At 68.3% G+C, this 16,517-nt stretch carries 13 protein-coding genes; 3 read left to right on the plus strand and 10 right to left on the minus strand.

Annotated features, from left to right (window positions below; all coding sequences use genetic code 11):
• Positions 1-352: 352 nt before the first annotated feature.
• From ACFTS5_RS29560 to ACFTS5_RS29605, 10 genes are all read right to left on the minus strand, one after another.
• Entirely contained in the window at positions 353-1,909 is a 1,557-nt protein-coding gene (locus ACFTS5_RS29560) for a hypothetical protein (protein ID WP_378637373.1), read from the minus strand.
• Complete coding sequence (locus tag ACFTS5_RS29565; protein WP_378637375.1) at positions 1,906-2,280, minus strand: hypothetical protein; 375 nt, start codon at positions 2,278-2,280, stop codon at positions 1,906-1,908. The genes ACFTS5_RS29560 and ACFTS5_RS29565 overlap by 4 nt, the downstream gene beginning before the upstream one ends.
• A 36-nt stretch (positions 2,281-2,316) precedes the next feature.
• Positions 2,317-3,048 (minus strand): ESX secretion-associated protein EspG, encoded by a 732-nt coding sequence (locus ACFTS5_RS29570; RefSeq protein WP_378637377.1) that lies wholly within the window; start codon positions 3,046-3,048, stop codon positions 2,317-2,319.
• Between the two features lie 189 nt (positions 3,049-3,237).
• Positions 3,238-4,188 (minus strand): D-isomer specific 2-hydroxyacid dehydrogenase family protein, encoded by a 951-nt coding sequence (locus ACFTS5_RS29575; protein WP_378637378.1) that lies wholly within the window; start codon positions 4,186-4,188, stop codon positions 3,238-3,240.
• Positions 4,189-4,342: 154 nt separating this feature from the next.
• Complete coding sequence (gene ligD / locus ACFTS5_RS29580) at positions 4,343-5,299, minus strand: non-homologous end-joining DNA ligase (protein ID WP_378637380.1); 957 nt, start codon at positions 5,297-5,299, stop codon at positions 4,343-4,345.
• 63 nt (positions 5,300-5,362) lie between these two features.
• Entirely contained in the window at positions 5,363-7,537 is a 2,175-nt protein-coding gene (locus ACFTS5_RS29585; RefSeq protein ID WP_378637382.1) for an MMPL family transporter, read from the minus strand.
• A gap of 29 nt (positions 7,538-7,566) precedes the next feature.
• Positions 7,567-8,004: an EXLDI protein gene (locus tag ACFTS5_RS29590; RefSeq protein WP_378637385.1), complete on the minus strand. Its 438-nt coding sequence runs from the start codon at positions 8,002-8,004 to the stop codon at positions 7,567-7,569.
• A gap of 216 nt (positions 8,005-8,220) precedes the next feature.
• Positions 8,221-8,610, minus strand: coding sequence for a hypothetical protein (locus tag ACFTS5_RS29595; RefSeq protein ID WP_378637387.1), 390 nt, complete (start codon positions 8,608-8,610; stop codon positions 8,221-8,223).
• Between the two features lie 144 nt (positions 8,611-8,754).
• Positions 8,755-10,878, minus strand: coding sequence for a RecQ family ATP-dependent DNA helicase (locus ACFTS5_RS29600; RefSeq protein ID WP_378637390.1), 2,124 nt, complete (start codon positions 10,876-10,878; stop codon positions 8,755-8,757).
• A 1,065-nt stretch (positions 10,879-11,943) separates the two neighbouring features.
• The gene (locus tag ACFTS5_RS29605; RefSeq protein WP_378637393.1) at positions 11,944-12,819 is read right to left on the minus strand and encodes a ribokinase; all 876 of its coding nucleotides are present in this window, start codon (positions 12,817-12,819) and stop codon (positions 11,944-11,946) included.
• 154 nt (positions 12,820-12,973) lie between these two features.
• Here ACFTS5_RS29605 and ACFTS5_RS29610 point away from each other — a divergent pair, with 154 nt between their 5' ends.
• Genes ACFTS5_RS29610 through ACFTS5_RS29620 form a run of 3 tightly spaced genes read left to right on the plus strand, consistent with a single transcriptional unit; the run spans position 12,974 to position 16,508 of the window.
• Positions 12,974-14,239, plus strand: a complete 1,266-nt coding sequence (locus tag ACFTS5_RS29610; protein ID WP_378637397.1) for a glutamate-5-semialdehyde dehydrogenase — start codon at positions 12,974-12,976, stop codon at positions 14,237-14,239.
• Complete coding sequence (locus ACFTS5_RS29615) at positions 14,236-15,114, plus strand: MoxR family ATPase (RefSeq protein ID WP_358071885.1); 879 nt, start codon at positions 14,236-14,238, stop codon at positions 15,112-15,114. Before ACFTS5_RS29610 ends, ACFTS5_RS29615 begins: the two co-directional genes overlap by 4 nt.
• On the plus strand, positions 15,111-16,508 hold the full coding sequence (locus tag ACFTS5_RS29620; RefSeq protein ID WP_378637737.1) for a VWA domain-containing protein: 1,398 nt from the start codon (positions 15,111-15,113) through the stop codon (positions 16,506-16,508). The genes ACFTS5_RS29615 and ACFTS5_RS29620 overlap by 4 nt, the downstream gene beginning before the upstream one ends.
• Positions 16,509-16,517 lie beyond the last annotated feature (9 nt).

Genomic DNA, 16,517 nt, shown 5'->3' on the forward strand with positions numbered 1-16,517 from the left:
GTGCTTGCTCCTTCGTCGCCTACGCACCGGCGCCTGACCGGCGGCCCGGCCGCGGACCGGCCACTTCGTGGCCGCCGCTCCCTAAGGGTCGCGGGTGCGGGGGTGGGAGTGCGGTCATGGCGGATTCGGAGTTTGACCACGGTGTGGCTGGTGGGGCGGGTGGTCGGCCCATGGTGGCGGGTGTGGCTGGTAGCGCGGTGGTCGGTCAAAATATGTGGGGATGGCTGGTGATGCGGGTGGCCGGCCCTGGGCGTCGGTGGTCAGCGGGGATGGCTGGCCTGGGGTTTGTGGGTGGCTGGGAGGTCCTGGGTACTCCGGGGATGGGGCTCGCTGACGTACCGGTGATGGTGATCTACCGCGGCGGGACTACTCCTGGCTGATCGGTTTCGGGGGGCGGCGACTTGGGTGTGGCGGGCTGTGACGGTGACACGTCGGATCCGGGAACCGGGCCGGTGACGCCGGGCTGGCCGCCTGGGTCGGACATGTCCGGCATGCCTGGCAGCGGAAGTGGTTGTGGCGCTTGGCGACCGGGTGGTGCCGGTGAGGCCGGTTGTTCCGAGGTCGGTGCGGGGGCTTCGGTCGGCCGCGGGGTTTCCACGGTTGGGGGCTTCGGTGCCGGTGGATTCGAATCCTGCTGTGTCGGTAGCTGATTCGGCTGGGTGGGCAGGGGAGCGGGTGCCTCGCTGGGCGCACTCGTCGGCGGAACGGTCGGGCCTTGGCTCTGTGGAGCGGGTTGTTCGGTCGATGGCGCTGGCGCTTCGGTGGTGGGTGCAGGCGGCTCGGTCGTGGGAGCGGGCGCTCCGGTAGACGGTGCGGGTGCCTCGTTGGGGGAACTCGTCGGCGGAATTGTCGGGCCCTGAGTTTGCGGAGCCGGCTGTTCGGTTGGCGGCGCCGGCGCTTCTGAAGTGGGTGCGGCTTCGGTAGACGGCGTTGGTGCCTCGGTTGGCGGTGCGGGCGCTTCAGAAGTGGGCGTAGGTGTTTCGGCAGGCAGCGCTGGGGGCTCGGTCGTGGGAGCGGGCGCTTCGGCGGTGGGCGGCGCGGGTGCTTCGGTAGACGGCGCTGGCGGCTCGGTGGTGGGTGCGGGCGCCTCGGTCGAAGGCGCCGGCGCTTCGGAACTGGGGGCGGGGGTTTCAGGCGACGGAGGCTGTGGAGTGGGGCTCTGGCCTTGGGGCGCAGGGCTTTCCGATGGTTCGGGGTCTTCGCCTGGTGTCACAGTGGCGCCGGGTGCCGGTGCAGCACCGGGCTCCGCGCCAGATTCCGATTCCTGGGGCGATTCCGGTGAATTGCCTTGTGGCGCGGAGGGGCTCGTGCCGGGGCTGGGGGTCGACCCGTTGCCCGGCGAGGGTGAACCGCCTCGGCCCGAAGGCGATTCGGTCTCCCCTGGTGCGATGGGCAGTGCTGGGACGCCCGTTCCGGCAAGCGAATACGCCGGCTTGTAGATCATGTTCATCGCCAGGACAGCTTCTTGGCGTAGCGCCTCGGCCGCCATCTGCGCGTCGATCACCTGCGCGCTCTCCAGCAGGCGGGCGATCGCCCCGATCGGGCCTGAACCGCCCGGCGCCACGACGGCCAGCTTCACGGCTTCGGCGGCCGCGGCGACACCGCCGAGGCGGGCGCCGACCTCGGCCATCACCGCGGCCAGTTCGTCGATGGAGGCGGCGAAGCTGCGGGTGCTCGCGGCGGCGGCATCGGCGGCGGCGCCGGACCAGCCGGTGTCGTTGATCACCCGGTCGGCGCCGGATTTGGTCAGCGGCATCGAGGTGGTGAGGGTGGTGGCGGTCTCCAGCCAGGTCATCGATGCGCCGAGGATGGCACCGGCGTCGATCTGCTGGGCGCGCGTGTAGATCTGTTCGTGCGGCATGGATTCGAAATGTTCCATCGCACTGATGTAGGTGGGGTCGGTGCTCATCCGCGCACCCTCGTATCGACGGCGCGCAGGGCGGCGGCCGCGGCGGCATCGGCTTCCTCGTAGAGGCCCGCGCTGAGCAGGAACGCCTCTTTCATCCGGTAGGCCGCCTCGATGTAGCGATCGAGCAGTTCGGCGGCGTCGCGTGCCTTGTGCGCGAAGCCCGCCTGCAACTGCTGGGCGGAGACGAAGCCGCCGAATCCCTCTGCCTCGGCAGCGTTCTCGAGCCCCTGTCGCAGCTGGGCGAGATGCTCGGCCTGCTGTTCGTAGAGGTCGGCGCACCGGCGCGCGGCATCGGGGTCGAATGTCAGTGTCCCCGCCACGGCGGCGCTGCGGAACCGGGAGATCTCGGCTCTGCTGCTCTCGATCGTCATCGCGTCTCCCCTCCAGATGATGCGGTGGAGTCCAGGTTAGCCGGACCTTCTGCTGTGCGAACTGTGCGCCGGCACCAATCTGCGCTGCAATTGCGCGGCCAGTTGCCCAGTGGATGCGGGCACCACGTGCACGGTTTCGCCCGCTCGCAGCAGGTAGCGGCCGTCGTTGGCCACGTCGATCCAGCTGTAGTGCACCGGTGGGTTCGGCACCGGACGGTCGAGCCCGGTTTCGATGCGGATGTGGCCCTCGGCGGTGTGCGGTCTGCGCAATAATCGCTGGATGCGCGGCACGGCGGGATGGGTCGCGAGCACGGTTTCCTCGTCGCGCACCGCGTCGGTCGCGGCCTCGCGCGCGGGTTCGCGTCCGGGTGGGGTATCGGGCAGGCAGGCGGTGACGCGTGCGCCGATTCCCGCGGTGTGCCCGATCGAAACACGTACGCTGCCACCGTAATCGGGCCGGGTACTGGGTTCCTGCACTACCAGGACCGCGTGGTCGTAGACCGCGCAGGCCAGTAGCCGGATTTCGCTGCCGGGAGTATGGGCGCCGCCGACCAGCACGATCCTGGCGTGCGGTTCGGCGATGATCCGCAGACAGGCGGCGAGGTCGGGGTCGCCCCCACGTAGTCGATCGTCGAGTCCCGCGCGCAATCGGGCCGCGTCGTTCTCGGTGCGCGGCGACTCGAGCACGCGCAGCGGAAACGGCATGCGATCCTGACCCGATTCCCGCCAGACGTGCGCGAATTCGTCAGCGGTGAAGGTCCATCCCATTGCCGATCCCATCCTTACCGAACCAGGACGAGGACAGCCTAACCCGCGCTGTCCGATTCCGGCGTGCCGATCGAGCCTCATACCTCCGAACGGAATCTTTTCCCGCTCCGCGTACCTCGGATGAATATTTCGGTGGACGTCGAGGTCGGCAGAACCCTTCTACGATCGCGGCATGGGCGGTCGGACCTCTCAGTAACCGCGCGCGGTGTCGATGATCGCGTCCAGCGGCTCGCCCGCGACGAACCGCGCCACATTCGCGCCGACATGATCGGCGAACGCCGCCAACCGCAACTGCGGTGGGTTCGAATCGTGCGGGGTGATGATCGCGTTCGGCAGTGTCCACAGCGGGTGCCCGTCGGGCAGCGGTTCCGGGTCGGTGACGTCGAGTCCGGCGCCTCCGATCACCCCACCGGTCAGCGCGTCCACCAGCGCATCGGTGTCGATCAGGCTGCCACGGGCCACATTGATCACCCACGACGACGGCTTGAGCCTGGACAGTTCGTCGGCGCCGATGAGGTGGCGGGTCTGTGCCGTCGCCGGTGCCGCGACCACCACATGATCGGTGTGCGACCACACCCGTGCGAGCTGATCGGTCGGCACCGTCTCGACATCGGCGGGAATGCCGGGCCCGGTCACCGGACGTCCCGACCGGTTCACCGCGATCACATGGGCGCCCAGCGGCGCCAGCATCGGGATCAGCGCGCGACCGATCCCGCCGGCGCCGACGATCGTCACGGTCTTGCCCCGCAACGATCCGACGTGCGGGAAGAACTCTCGCTGCTGCCACGACGTCGCCCGCAACTGTTCGGGCAGGTACCGCACACCGGCCAGCAACAGCATCAGCGCGTGTTCGGCGACACTGTGCGAGAACGCCCCTGCCGCGGAGGTGAACACCACCTCTGGATGCGCGGTGAACACGCCCGCGTCGAAGAAGTCCTCGATCCCCGCGGCGGGCAACTGCGCCCAGCGCACCGACGACGGCAGGGTCGCCGGAAAATCGCTGGGTTTGCCGGTCCAGATCAGTGCGTCGGCCTCCGCCAGCTCACCCACCCGAGCGCCCGCTCCGACGACCGCTTTCTCGAGCAAGCGCGGCGCCGGCTGATCCGGGGCGATCGCGATCGTGGTCGCGGATTCCTGCACAGAGACCTCCTGGGTCGATCGGCTGCCGGTGCCGCACTGCGGCTCGAGCGCTGTCCTGGGCACCGCACGCGGTACCGGACTCTGATTCTTCCTCGTCGCTGTCGACGGCGCCCCCGCACCCTCCCGGTCTCGCGAAGTGGTCCGGGACTGCTCACTATTCGTCGAGGTCGACGAGTTCCTCGACGCCGTGCCGGTCGGCCAGTTCCAGCAGGGGCGCGATATCGAAGACGGCGTTGTCCATGTCGGCCTGGAGGTCGCCGAGTTCGGCATAGCGGGCAGGCACGGTCTGGATGGTGAAGTCGCGGGGCACGATGTCGTCGATCTCGGTCCAGCGAACCGGGGTCGACACGGTGGCCTCCGGCACGCCGCGCACGGAGTAGGCGGCGGCGATGGTGTGGTCGCGCGCGTTCTGGTTGTAGTCGACGAACAGCTGCGCGGGATCGCGGTCCTTGCGCCACCAGGCCGTGGTGACATCCTCGGGCGCACGCCGTTCGATCTCCTGCGCGAACGCGAGCGCGGCCCGGCGAACCTCCTGAAACCCGTACTCCGGCGCGATCCGCACGTACACGTGCAGTCCGGACCCACCGGAGGTCTTCGGCCAGCCGACCGCGCCGAGCTCGTCGAGCACCTCGTGCACCACCCCGGCCACCCGCTGCACCCGCGACCACGGGCAGTCGGGCATCGGATCGAGGTCGATGCGCCATTCGTCGGGCGACTCGGTATCGGAGGCCCGCGAATTCCAGGGATGGAACTCCACGGTGGACATCTGCACCGCCCAGATCACATCGGCGAGCTCGTGCACGCAGAGCTCGTCGGCATGCCTGCCGTAGCGCGGAAAATACACGCGCACGGTCGGGAGCCAGTCCGGCGCGCCCGCGGGCACCCGCTTCTGGTGCACCTTTCCGCCCGGCAGTCCCTTGGGGAATCGGTGCAGCATGCAGGGCCGATCCCGCAGGGCGTTGACGATCCCGTCCCCGACGCTCAGGTAGTACTGCGCGAGGTCGAGCTTGGTCACGCCGAGCTCGGGGAAATACACCCGGTCGGGATTGCTGACCCGCACCGTGTGCTCACCCACCGGTAGTTCGACCGCAGGCGCCGCAGACTTGGCCACCCGCCCAACGATAGACGAGCAGGCCCGCCCCCACTGGGGAGCGAGCCTGCGTCGGTGTGGCCGTTACCAGCGGCTGTGCTCCGTCGGTGGGGTGTAGTAGCTCTCGGCGTAGGAGTGCTCTGCCCAGCGGGACTTCGCGTCCGCGTCGCTGTCACCACCGTGGCCGGGCCACCACGCGCGCCGCCCGAGCAGCGCGGTCACCGCGGGAGTGAAGAACAGCGCCATCACGAACGCGGCGATTGCGATGCCCACCGAGATGGCGAAGCCCATCTGCGACAGAGTGCTGTTGCCCGCCAGCATCATCGAGGCGAAGGTGCCCGCCAGGATCAGTCCGGCCGCCGCGACGGTCGGCCCGGTGTGCCGCACGGCCAGCGCCGCCGCTTCGCGTGGCGTGTGCCCCTCGCGGGCTTCCTCTCGCAACCGGGCGACCATCAGGATGTTGTAGTCGGTGCCCAGCGCGACGACGAACAGGTACATGATCACCGGCAGCGTGAAGATCAGGCCGTTCTCGCCCTGGATCTGCTGGAACACCAGCACCGTCGCGCCCAAGGTCGCGGCGAAGCCGAGGAACACCGAGGCCATCAGGTACCACGGTGCGACGAGACTGCGCAGCAGCAGCGCCAGCACGAGCATGATCAGGATCGCGGCCACCGGGAAAACGATCGCGTAGTCGTGGTTCATCGCGTCCTTGAAGTCCACGAACACCGCGGTCATGCCGCCGACCGCCGCCGTGGCCCCCACGGGCGCCGCTTGGTGGGCGACCGTACGCAGCGGACCGGCCACCGTGTCGAGCGCGGCATCGGATTCCGGTGCGTTGGCGAGCGTCACCTGGAAGTTCGCGATCGTACGATCCGGTGACAATTGCGCCTGCCCGACCTGCCCGACGCCATCGACCTGGGTCAACGCCGTTCGGTAGGCCGTGAGCTGGTCCTCGCCCAGCGGTCCGCCGGGCGAGTGCAGCAGCACGTCGGAGGGCTGGGTGGCGCCCGCGGGCATCCCCTTGAGCAGCTCGGTGGTGAAGACCACCGACTCGGAGGCGTCGGAGGTGGAACCCGAGCTCAGATCGAAGGTCGGGTTGAAGCCGACCGCGAACACCCCGAGCGCCACCAGCACTGCGCCGGAGGCGACGGCGAACACGCCGGGCCGCCTGCCCATCGCCGCGCCGATCGCGCCGAACCGTGCGCCTCTCGGCTCGACCTGCCACGCCTTCGACGGCCAGAACACCTTGGTGCCCAGCAGGGAGACGATCGCGGGTACCAGCGTGAGACCGGCCAGCAGCGCCACCGCGACGGCGATCGCCAGCGCGGGGCCCATCGCCCGGAACATGCCGAGGCTCGACAGGGTCAGCGCCATGAACGCGATGATCACGGCGGCTGCCGCCGAGGTGATGGCCTCACCGACGCGGGCCACAGCGTTGATCATCGCGGTCTTGGGATCGTCGCCCGCTCGCAGCCGTTCCCGGTAGCGGAACATCAGGAACAGGATGTAGTCGGTGCCGACGCCGAACAGTACGACCAGCAGGATGGCGCTGATCGAGGTGTCGATGTCGAGGTCGAATGCCTTGGCCGCCATGGCGATCAGGCCGCTGACGGTGCTCGAGATCGCGCCGATGGTGAGCACCGGCAGCAGGGCGATGACCGGGCTGCGGAAGATGATCAGCAGCAGCACCAGGATCAGCACGATCGTGGCGATGCCGATGATCGCCATGCCCTTCTCGCCCTCCTCGGTCTGATCGAGAGTCTGTGCCGCCGTGCCGGTGATGCCTGCCTTCAACCCGGTGTCACGCACCTGTTCCTTCAGCTGTTCGCGCAGGCTCTTCACCGCCTCCCCCTGCGTCTTGTCGGCGGCGTCGGTGAGCTTGGTCATCTGCACCGCGACGACCTGAACCAGGCGATTCTCCGACGGTGGTGTCACCTGAATGCCGGTGACCCCCTTGATATTGCGTGCGGTGAGCGCTGCCGCTGCCGCGTTGACCGTAGTCGTGTCGTCATCGGTGAGTGCCGCGCCGTCCGCGCGGACCATCACGATGAGCGCGGCGGGGGCGGAATGCTGCGGAAATGCTTGCTCCTGCAACTTCATCGCCTGGATCGACTCGTAATGCGAAGGCAGGAACTCGGATTGGTCGGTCGTCGCGGTGAGCGTCGGCGCCGTCGACAACACGGCGACGATCGCGAGCACCCACAGCCCGATCACTTTCCAGGGATGGTGGACGACGACGCGTCCCAGTCTGGCGAACATGTTGGTAGGTCCTTTCCCGGCCCGGCCGGTCAGATGTCGAGGTCGTGGTTGCGCGGGTGCTGGACGCGGTCGACGATCATCAGGTGCACCTTCGGGGAGACCAGTGGGCGCAGCGCGTCGAGCGAATCGACCACCTCGGTGGTGTAGTCGCCCCAGCTCTGCTCGCCCTTGCCGAGGATCGAGCGCCAGTTCTTCCAGTCCACGGTCCAGTCGCCGAGCTCGTTGTAGTCCGACCACGCGGAGGTCTGCTTGTGCACCAGGAAGTTGCCCTTGCGGGTCAGGTAGACGCGGACCGTTTCGATGGCCTTGTGGGTTACCCGGCGTGACTGGCCGACCTGTCGGCCGGTGAAGCGCTGGGTGCGGCCGCCACCTGGACCGACCTTGACGAGGACCGGGGCGAAGCCGTCGTTGTCGGTGTTCGGCTCGGTGGTGTCTACGGCGGTGTCGTACGCGGGTTCGATGGTCATCGATTGCTCCGATTCGATAAGGTAGTGCGCATGTGGGCATGGGTATACGAGCGGCGTGCCCTGTGTTCCGGGCCGTCGTTGTGGGTCTGTGTTCAGTTGTGCGGTAGCAGTACTCGTTCCGTCCGACTCACTATAAGTAGATGTATACGTATAGAGCAAGAGGTAAAAAAGTCCGCACGGATCGACTCCGTGCGGACCGCTGCGTGCGGGGCGGAACTACAGCTCGTAGACGCCGAACGCCCGATTCTGGATGCACATCGGCATCACGTGAACCCGGTCGGTCCATTCGAATCTCGCTGCCGCCTCGACGGTTTCGCGTTCGGCGACGCACACGCTCGCGGTGCCCGGCATCGTCAACGGATTGAGCACCGCCAAGGGGATGCCGGCGTGGACGCCGCTGTAGAGGCCGCCGCTGAAGCACAGCGGAGTGATGGCGATGCCGCGGATCGCGCTCTCGCGGTCGGCGGCGGCCTGGGCGCCGGGGACGCCGGCGCAGTCGAGCGGGTTCTCGTTCGACGCCTGGGCGGGAACGGTCAAGAGGGTGAATCCGGCCGCACAGCCCGCGGCAACGGCCATCAGGGTTCGAGCAAATGTGGTCCTGGTCATAGGCGCATTCAAGCACTGGTGGTGATGGGTGCCCACAATCTGGGCGGCGTGTTGGGCGGTGTTTTCGGCGCGCCGGGCGCGCGTGTTCGCGGCCCCGAGCGGCGACCGGACGCCCATCCTCGGGGTCGGGTCGCTCCGGCCGGGTCAGGTCGGGGTGGCCAGGGCGAAGGGGAGGACCGCGTCGGCGCCGCTGGTGCGCAGGGCATGGGCGGCGACGGTCATGGTCCAGCCGGTGTCGGTGAGGGTGTCGACGAGCAGGATCGGTCCGTCGACCTCGGAGAGGTCGGGGATCTCCCAGGAGTCGAACAGCCCGGCGACCCGATGGGCCGAGTTCGCCGCCGAGACCGGGGGACGGTCGGGTCTGGTGCGGAGGGTGCCGAGGTTGTCGAGTCGGCCGATCTGGGCCAGGCGTTCGGCGAGACTGGTGGTGAGCTGGGGGTATCGGGGGGATTCGAGAGCCAGCACCGAGGTGGGACGGGTGGTCCAGGTCCAGTCGCGCAGTACCGCGACGCAGGCGTCGAAGACCGCGTCGGGGACCGGTGCGTCGGGGGCGTCGAGCAGGGCGCGCAGCCGCATACCCCAGCCCAGGTCGGTGAGTCGGCCGAGGACACGGCCGGTCTCGGAACCGCTGGAGATCTTGCCCGACAACGGGATCCCCAATTTCGCCATGCCGCTGGGCCACTGTTTGCGCGGGGCGAGGTCGAGGCCGGGGCGGTCGAGCCGGGCTCGGGTCGCGGCGATCGCGGCGTCGTCGACGGTGGTGTCGGCGCGGGTGCCGGTGCAGTTGTCGCAGCGGCCGCAATCCAGATCCGCTGTCGCGAGCCCGCCAAGGCCGGGGTCGTCGAGCTGGCGGCGCAGGAAGGTCATCCGGCACGACGCCGTCGACTGATAATCGATCATCGCCTGTTGTTCGGCGTCGCGTGCCGCGGCCAGGCCCTCGTAGCGCTCGGTGTCGTAGGTCCAGTCCTGGCCGGTCGAGAGCCAGCCGCCGCGCACCCGGCGCACGGCGCCGTCGACGTCGAGCACCTTCAGCACCATCTCGAGACGCGATCGGTTCAGCTCGACGAGCGGTTCGAGCGCCACCGTCGACATCGCCCGGTCGGTGTCCAGCGCGGCGAGCACCGAGCGCACGATGTGTTCACGCGGGAAGGCGACGGAGGCGAAGTAGCTCCAGATCCGCGCGTCCTCGGGGCCGGGCAGCAGAACGACCTCGGCTCGTTCGGTACCGCGACCCGCACGACCGACCTGCTGGTAGTAGGCGATCGGCGAGGACGGCGCACCGACGTGCACGACGAATCCGAGATCCGGTTTGTCGAAACCCATGCCCAGCGCCGACGTCGCGATCAACGCCTTCACCTCGTTGTTCAGCAGCGCGGCCTCGAGCACCTCGCGTTCGGCCGGGTCGGTCTGGCCGGTATAGGCGGCGACGGTGTGGCCGTGTGAATTCAGCAGGTCGGCCAGATCGTTGGCCGCCGCGACCGTGAGGCAGTAGATGATGCCCGAGCCCGGCATCCGATGCAGCTGTTCGCCCAGCCACGCCGTGCGTTGCACCGCGTCGTCGAACCGCACCACCGACAGGTGCAGTGATTCACGATCCAAAGTGCCGCGCAGCACCAAGGTATCGGTGCCGATCTGTCCGGCCACGTCGGTGACCACCCGGTCGTTGGCGGTTGCGGTGGTCGCCAGGACCGGCACCTCCGACCCGAGGTCGGCGATCAGCGTGCGGATGCGGCGGTAGTCGGGCCGGAAATCGTGGCCCCAGTCCGACACACAGTGCGCTTCATCGATGACGACGAGCCCGGCGTCGGCAGCAAGGCGCGGCAGCACCTGATCGCGAAAGTCGGGGTTGTTCAACCGTTCCGGGCTCACCAGCAGCACGTCGACCGCACCGTCGGCCACCTGCTGATGGATCTCGTCCCACTCGGTGACGTTGCCCGAATTGATCGTGGCCGCCACCACCCCGGCCCGCTCGGCGGCCGCCACCTGGTTGCGCATCAACGCCAGCAACGGCGACACGATCACCGTCGGCCCACGCCCCGCCCCGCGCAGCAACTTGGCCGCGATGAAGTACACCGCCGACTTACCCCACCCGGTCCGCTGCACGACCAGCGCCCGCCTGCGCTGCACCACCAGCGCTTCGATCGCGATCCACTGATCCTCCCGCAACCGCGCATCGGGTCCGGCGAGCTCGCGAAGCAGCTGTTCGGCTCGTTCGCGCAGGTCAGGAGCCGTCAGGTCGAGCACATCGTTGCCTGCGGGTGAGGTCATGCGCCTATCGTGCCGTACACCTCCGACAGGTTCGATGGGCAACACAGACGATGGGGCGCGGCAGGGTCGTGTCGCGCTATCGCTCCTACTGGTCAGCGCGCCGGCCGGGTTCGCATCAACGCATGGCTACGCCTTCGTCGTCGGGCTGCTGCTAGTCGGCGCGGATGTGGCGGGCACCCTCTGCCGACGATGAATCAACACACGACCGTGTCCCGATCGACTTTGTATGGCAAGCCGTACCGGTGTCGTTGAAGTAGTACTCAACCCGGAAATACCCGAAGTCGCGTATGCGATCGGCCTGCTCCAAACCGATGGATCGCACGAGGGAGATCTGAATGGGAAGGGGCGCATCTCGCTCGAGCTTGCTGTCCGAGATGAGAGCGTTCTGACGCATCTAGCGGCAGCGCTTCCGTGCTACTCATCGATTGGTCATCGAACCAGGGCGACGAATTTCGCGGCTCACTCGGAAACCGCCACGCTGCGGTTTTAAGACCGTGCCACAAGGCGAGCGTTCGCGGAGCTCGGGGTTGCAGTCGGTCGCAAGGCTACGGAGATTCGCCCGCCGCTGACGCCATATTCGGAGGCCGACTACCTGCGTGGACTCTTGGATGGTGATGGTTCCATCGGATTCACCCGGAAGGGCGAGCCATTCGTAAGCTTTGTAACCGCCAGCCCGTCAGCTGCGGAATTCTTCTGCCGCGCCGTGCGAAAAGGCTGCGGGGTGGAGCGGAGCTGTCGTCCGAATCGGCGGGATGGCGTTGCCAACGTGATGGTCCTCAATCACGCTGCCGCGCGGCTCGCGGCATGGACGTGGTACTCGCCTGATGCCATAGGAGTCGAGCGCAAGCGCATCGCCGCAGCTCGCGTTGCTTGTTGGTCCCCGCCGCCGGAGAGAGCTGGGCGTTACGGCGCCCTGCGGAAACGGTGGACAGCAGCTGACGACAGCGTCGTATTGGAGATGGGTCGGCGGAAGCGGCCGAACTGCTGGGCCGCACGGTTTCCAGTGTTTCGGCGCGGCGCTGGCGATTGCGTAATGGTGCAGCTTGATCGCGGTGGCTTGTTCGGTCACTGGGCGTGCAGCGCTGCCGCGATCTCTTCGCGATTGGGGATCGCCGAGCTCGCTCCGAGTCGGGTGGTCGCCAGAGCTCCGGCGGTATTGGCCCAGCTCAGCGCGGTAGGCAGGCCCCGATCCCAGGTTGCGACCAGCGCGCCGGTGAACGCGTCGCCCGCGCCTGTCGTGTCGAGAACCTCGACGGTGCGACCGCCTACGGATCGCTCGTTTCCGTCGGTGTCGCGATAAACCGCGCCGTCCCCACCGAGCGTGCGCACGAGATGCGCGACGTGCGTCAGCTTGTCCGAATACTGCTCGGACTCCAGGGAATTCACGATCGCGAGGTCGACGGCCGCCCATAGTTCCTCGGGTAGCGGCTGAAACGGGGACGGATTGAGCGCGACGACGGTGCCCGACGCGCGGGCGTGCTGTGCTGCGGCGAGCACCGTGTGGATCGGAATCTCCAACTGGCACAACAGGATGTCGGCTTGCGCGATCGCGGCGAGTTCGGCTGCCGTCAGATCGGTCACCCGCCCGTTGGCCCCCGCCACCACGATGATGCTGTTCTCGCCTGCCTCGTCGACAACGATCGAGGCGATCCCGCTGGCGCCATCGACCCTGCGTAGCAAAGTGATGTCGACGCCTGCCTCCGACAGTGTGGCAGCCAGGTCCGTCCCGAACGCGTCGTCGCCGATCGCCCCGAGAAATCGCACCCGCGCCCCGGATCGTGCGGCCGCGATCGCCTGGTTCGCCCCCTTACCGCCGGGCACGGTCGCGAAGTCGCTCCCGAGCACCGTCTCACCCGGCGCGGGCCTGCGCGGGACCGTCGTGACCAGGTCCATGTTGACGCTGCCGAGCACGACGACGGTCGGCGAACCGGTGCGATCCATGACGCCGAATCTAGCGGCGACGGCGTTGCTGTGGACAACTTTGTCGACGGCGTCGCCGAACCTGTGCACAACTCGGTCCCGGTGCCGGTCGGAGGGCTATTCCGGGTCCCGGGTGGCGTCGAGCGCGCGAGGCGGCCTGCGTAGGCTGATATCCATGACGGTAGAAGTGACCCCCGAGCTGGACATCCGCGCAGCGGTGCACGACGCCGCCCGCAGGGCTCGCGTCGCGTCCCGTGTGCTGGCTCAGCTGACCACGGCGCAGAAGAACGACGCCCTGCACGCGGCGGCCGACGCCCTGCTCGCCGCCGCCGATCGCGTACTCGCGGCCAACGCCGAGGACATCGCGACCACGCAGGCCGCCGGTACCGAGGAGAATCTGCTCGACCGGCTGCGGCTCACCAAGGCCCGCATCGACGGCATCGCCTCGGGTCTGCGGCAGGTCGCCACCTTGCCCGACCCGGTGGGTGTCATCGTGCGCGGTTCCACGCTGCCCAACGGCCTCGAGATCCGCCAGACCCGCGTCCCGCTCGGTGTGGTCGGCATGGTCTACGAGGCGCGGCCCAATGTCACCGTCGACGCGTTCGGTCTCGCTCTCAAATCGGGCAACGCGGCGCTGCTGCGCGGGTCGTCCTCGGCGGCGAACTCCAACGCCGCACTGGTCGAGGTCTTGCGCGAAGCCCTTGTCGCCCAGGACGTTCCGGCCGACGCCGTGCAACTGCTGCCCAGCAACGACCGCTCCAGCGTCACTCACCTGATCCAGGCGCGCGGTCTCGTCGACGTGGTGATCCCGCGCGGCGGTGCGGGCCTGATCAACGCCGTCGTCCGCGACGCGCAGGTGCCCACGATCGAGACCGGCACCGGCAATTGCCACGTCTACGTGCACTCGGCCGCCGATCTGGACATGGCAGAGGCCATCGTGCTCAATGCCAAGACCCGCCGACCCAGCGTCTGCAACGCCGCCGAGACCGTACTCATCGACGCCGCCGTCGCCGAGACCGCGCTGCCGCGGCTCAGCAAGGCGCTCGAGGACGCGGGCGTCACCATCCACGGCGACCTGCCCGGTCAGGTCCCGGCCACCGATGCCGACTGGGGTGAGGAGTACCTCACCCTCGATATCGCGCTGAAGGTGGTCGGCGACCTCGATGCCGCCGTCGACCACATCAACACCTGGGGGACCGGCCACACCGAGGCCATCGTCACCGCCGATCTGGCGGCCGCTCGCGAGTTCACGGCCCGCGTGGACGCCGCCGCGGTGATGGTGAACGCGTCCACCGCGTTCACCGATGGTGAGCAGTTCGGTTTCGGCGCCGAGATCGGCATCTCCACCCAGAAACTGCACGCCCGCGGCCCGATGGCACTGCCCGAACTCACCTCCACGAAGTGGATCGTGTGGGGCGACGGCCAGACTCGGCCGGTGTGATCGTGACTCTCGTACAGGAACCGATCTTCACGTCGGTAGACGATGTCATCTCCCGGCTCGCCACCACCGGATACCTGGCCGACAAGGCAACGGCCACCTCGGTCTTCCTTGCCGATCGGCTGGGCAAACCGCTGCTCATCGAGGGCCCGGCCGGTGTCGGCAAGACCGAACTCTCGCGGGCGGTAGCCCAGGTCGCCGATGCCGAACTGGTCCGCCTGCAGTGCTACGAAGGCGTCGACGAGGCTCGCGCGCTCTACGAGTGGAATCACGCCAAGCAGATCCTGCGGATCCAGGCGTCGAGTGAAAACGATTGGGCCGAAACCAAAGCCGACGTCTTCACCGAGGAGTTCCTGCTCTCGCGCCCGTTGCTCACCGCCATCCGCCGCACCGAGCCGACGGTGCTGCTGATCGACGAGACCGACAAGGCCGACGTCGAGATCGAGGGTCTGCTGCTCGAAGTGCTCAGCGATTTCGCGGTGACCGTCCCCGAACTGGGCACCATCACCGCCACCCGCAAGCCGTTCGTGGTGCTCACCTCGAACGCCACCAGGGAACTGTCGGAGGCGCTCAAACGCCGCTGCCTGTACCTGCACTTGGACTTCCCCGACGAAGATCTCGAGCGCCGCATCCTGGCCAGCCGCGTGCCGGAACTTCCGAGCACCGTGGCCGAGCAACTGGTGCGGGTCGTGCACGTATTGCGCGGCATGCAACTCAAGAAGCTGCCCTCGGTCGCCGAAACGATCGACTGGGGCAACACCTTGCTCGCGCTGGGCGCCGCCGACCTCGACGACGCGACCGTGCGCGCCACGCTCGGCGTGGTGCTCAAGCACCGCAGCGATCACCAGCGCGCGCTGGCCGAGCTGAAACTGGCCTGATCGTGACCGCGCCAGCACCCCACGGAATCGGCGGCCACGTCGCCGGTTTCGTCGGTGCGCTCCGCGCCCGTGGCGTGCCGGTGGGACCCTCGGAAACCGTCGACGCGGGCCGGGTACTCACCGTGCTGGATCTGCTCGATCGCGAAGCGGTGCGCGAGGGGCTGGCCTGTGCGCTGTTGCGCAGGCCCACCCATCGCGCCACCTTCGACGGCTTGTTCGATCTGTGGTTCCCCGTTGCCGTGGGTGATCGCACCGCCGAGACCCCGGACCTGCCACGCACCCCCGACGGCCAGATCGACCTGGCCGCCCTCCGTGAGCAGCTCGCCGAAATGCTCGCCGCCGAGGACGGTGGCGAGCGGTTACAAATGCTGGCCGGACAGGTGGTCGAGCAGCTCGGGCAGTACCAGTCCGCGCGCGGACCATCGTTCTCCGCGTACCAGGCTCTCAAAGATCTGGCGCCCCAGTCCTTGCTGGCCAAGGTGCTCGCGGGTCTGTCCCTCCCACCGGACGCGAGCGACCGTGACACCGAGGTTGCCCGCCGCGTTGCGCGGGAACGCATCGCGGGGTTCCGGGCCAGCGTGGAAGCCGAGACCAATCGGCGCGTGGCAGAGCAGATCGGCCGCGATCGCGTCGCGACCTACGGTGTCGCGCGCCAGGCCGAGGACGCCGACTTCCTGCGTGCTTCCGAACGCGAGCTCACCGAACTGCGGCGCGGCACCCAGCGACTGGCCCGGATCCTGGCCTCCCGGCTGGCGGTGCGGCGCAAACGAGCGCGGCGCGGCGAAATCGATCTGCGCAAAACTCTGCGTGCCTCGATGTCCACCGGTGGGGTGCCGATCGACCTGGTGAACCGCAAGCCGCGCCCCGGTCGACCGGAACTGGTGCTGCTGTGCGATATCTCGGGCTCGGTGGCCGGGTTCAGCAACTTCACACTGTTGCTGGTGAGCGCACTGCGGGAGCAGTTCTCCCGGGTGCGGATCTTCGCGTTCGTCGACCGCACCGACGAGGTGACGAGCTTCTTCGAGCCGTACGCGGGTCTCGACGATGTGATGACCCGGATCTTCACCGAGTCGCGCATCATCGACGCCGACGGGCACTCCGACTACGGCTACGCGCTGACCAGCTTCGCCGAGAACTTCGGTGAGGCCGTCACCAGCCGCAGCTCACTGCTGGTTCTCGGCGACGGCCGCACCAACTACCGCAACCCGCAGCTGGACACCCTGCGCGAACTGGTGGGCACCGCCCGGCACGCGCACTGGCTGAATCCGGAACCGAAGAACCTGTGGGGGACAGGCGATTCAGCGGCGCGCGACTACGGTTCGGTGATCGAGATGCACGAATGCCGATCAGCTCGGCAGCTCACCGAGGTGGTCTCCCGATTGTTGCCCGTCTGAAGGAGCTGA

The sequence above is a fragment of the Nocardia sp. NPDC056952 genome, assembly GCF_042674185.1.
Taxonomy (GTDB): Bacteria; Actinomycetota; Actinomycetes; order Mycobacteriales; family Mycobacteriaceae; genus Nocardia.

Bases quoted from the DNA above. Each gene is read 5' to 3' on its own strand.
- ACFTS5_RS29560 (WP_378637373.1), bottom strand. From the start codon at position 1,909: ATGAGCACCGACCCCACCTACATCAGTGCGATGGAACATTTCGAATCC.
- ACFTS5_RS29565 (WP_378637375.1), bottom strand. From the start codon at position 2,280: ATGACGATCGAGAGCAGCAGAGCCGAGATCTCCCGGTTCCGCAGCGCC.
- ACFTS5_RS29570 (WP_378637377.1), bottom strand. From the start codon at position 3,048: ATGGGATGGACCTTCACCGCTGACGAATTCGCGCACGTCTGGCGGGAA.
- ACFTS5_RS29585 (WP_378637382.1), bottom strand. From the start codon at position 7,537: ATGTTCGCCAGACTGGGACGCGTCGTCGTCCACCATCCCTGGAAAGTG.
- ACFTS5_RS29590 (WP_378637385.1), bottom strand. From the start codon at position 8,004: ATGACCATCGAACCCGCGTACGACACCGCCGTAGACACCACCGAGCCG.
- ACFTS5_RS29595 (WP_378637387.1), bottom strand. From the start codon at position 8,610: ATGACCAGGACCACATTTGCTCGAACCCTGATGGCCGTTGCCGCGGGC.
- ACFTS5_RS29600 (WP_378637390.1), bottom strand. From the start codon at position 10,878: ATGACCTCACCCGCAGGCAACGATGTGCTCGACCTGACGGCTCCTGAC.
- ACFTS5_RS29605 (WP_378637393.1), bottom strand. From the start codon at position 12,819: ATGGATCGCACCGGTTCGCCGACCGTCGTCGTGCTCGGCAGCGTCAAC.
- ACFTS5_RS29610 (WP_378637397.1), top strand. From the start codon at position 12,974: ATGACGGTAGAAGTGACCCCCGAGCTGGACATCCGCGCAGCGGTGCAC.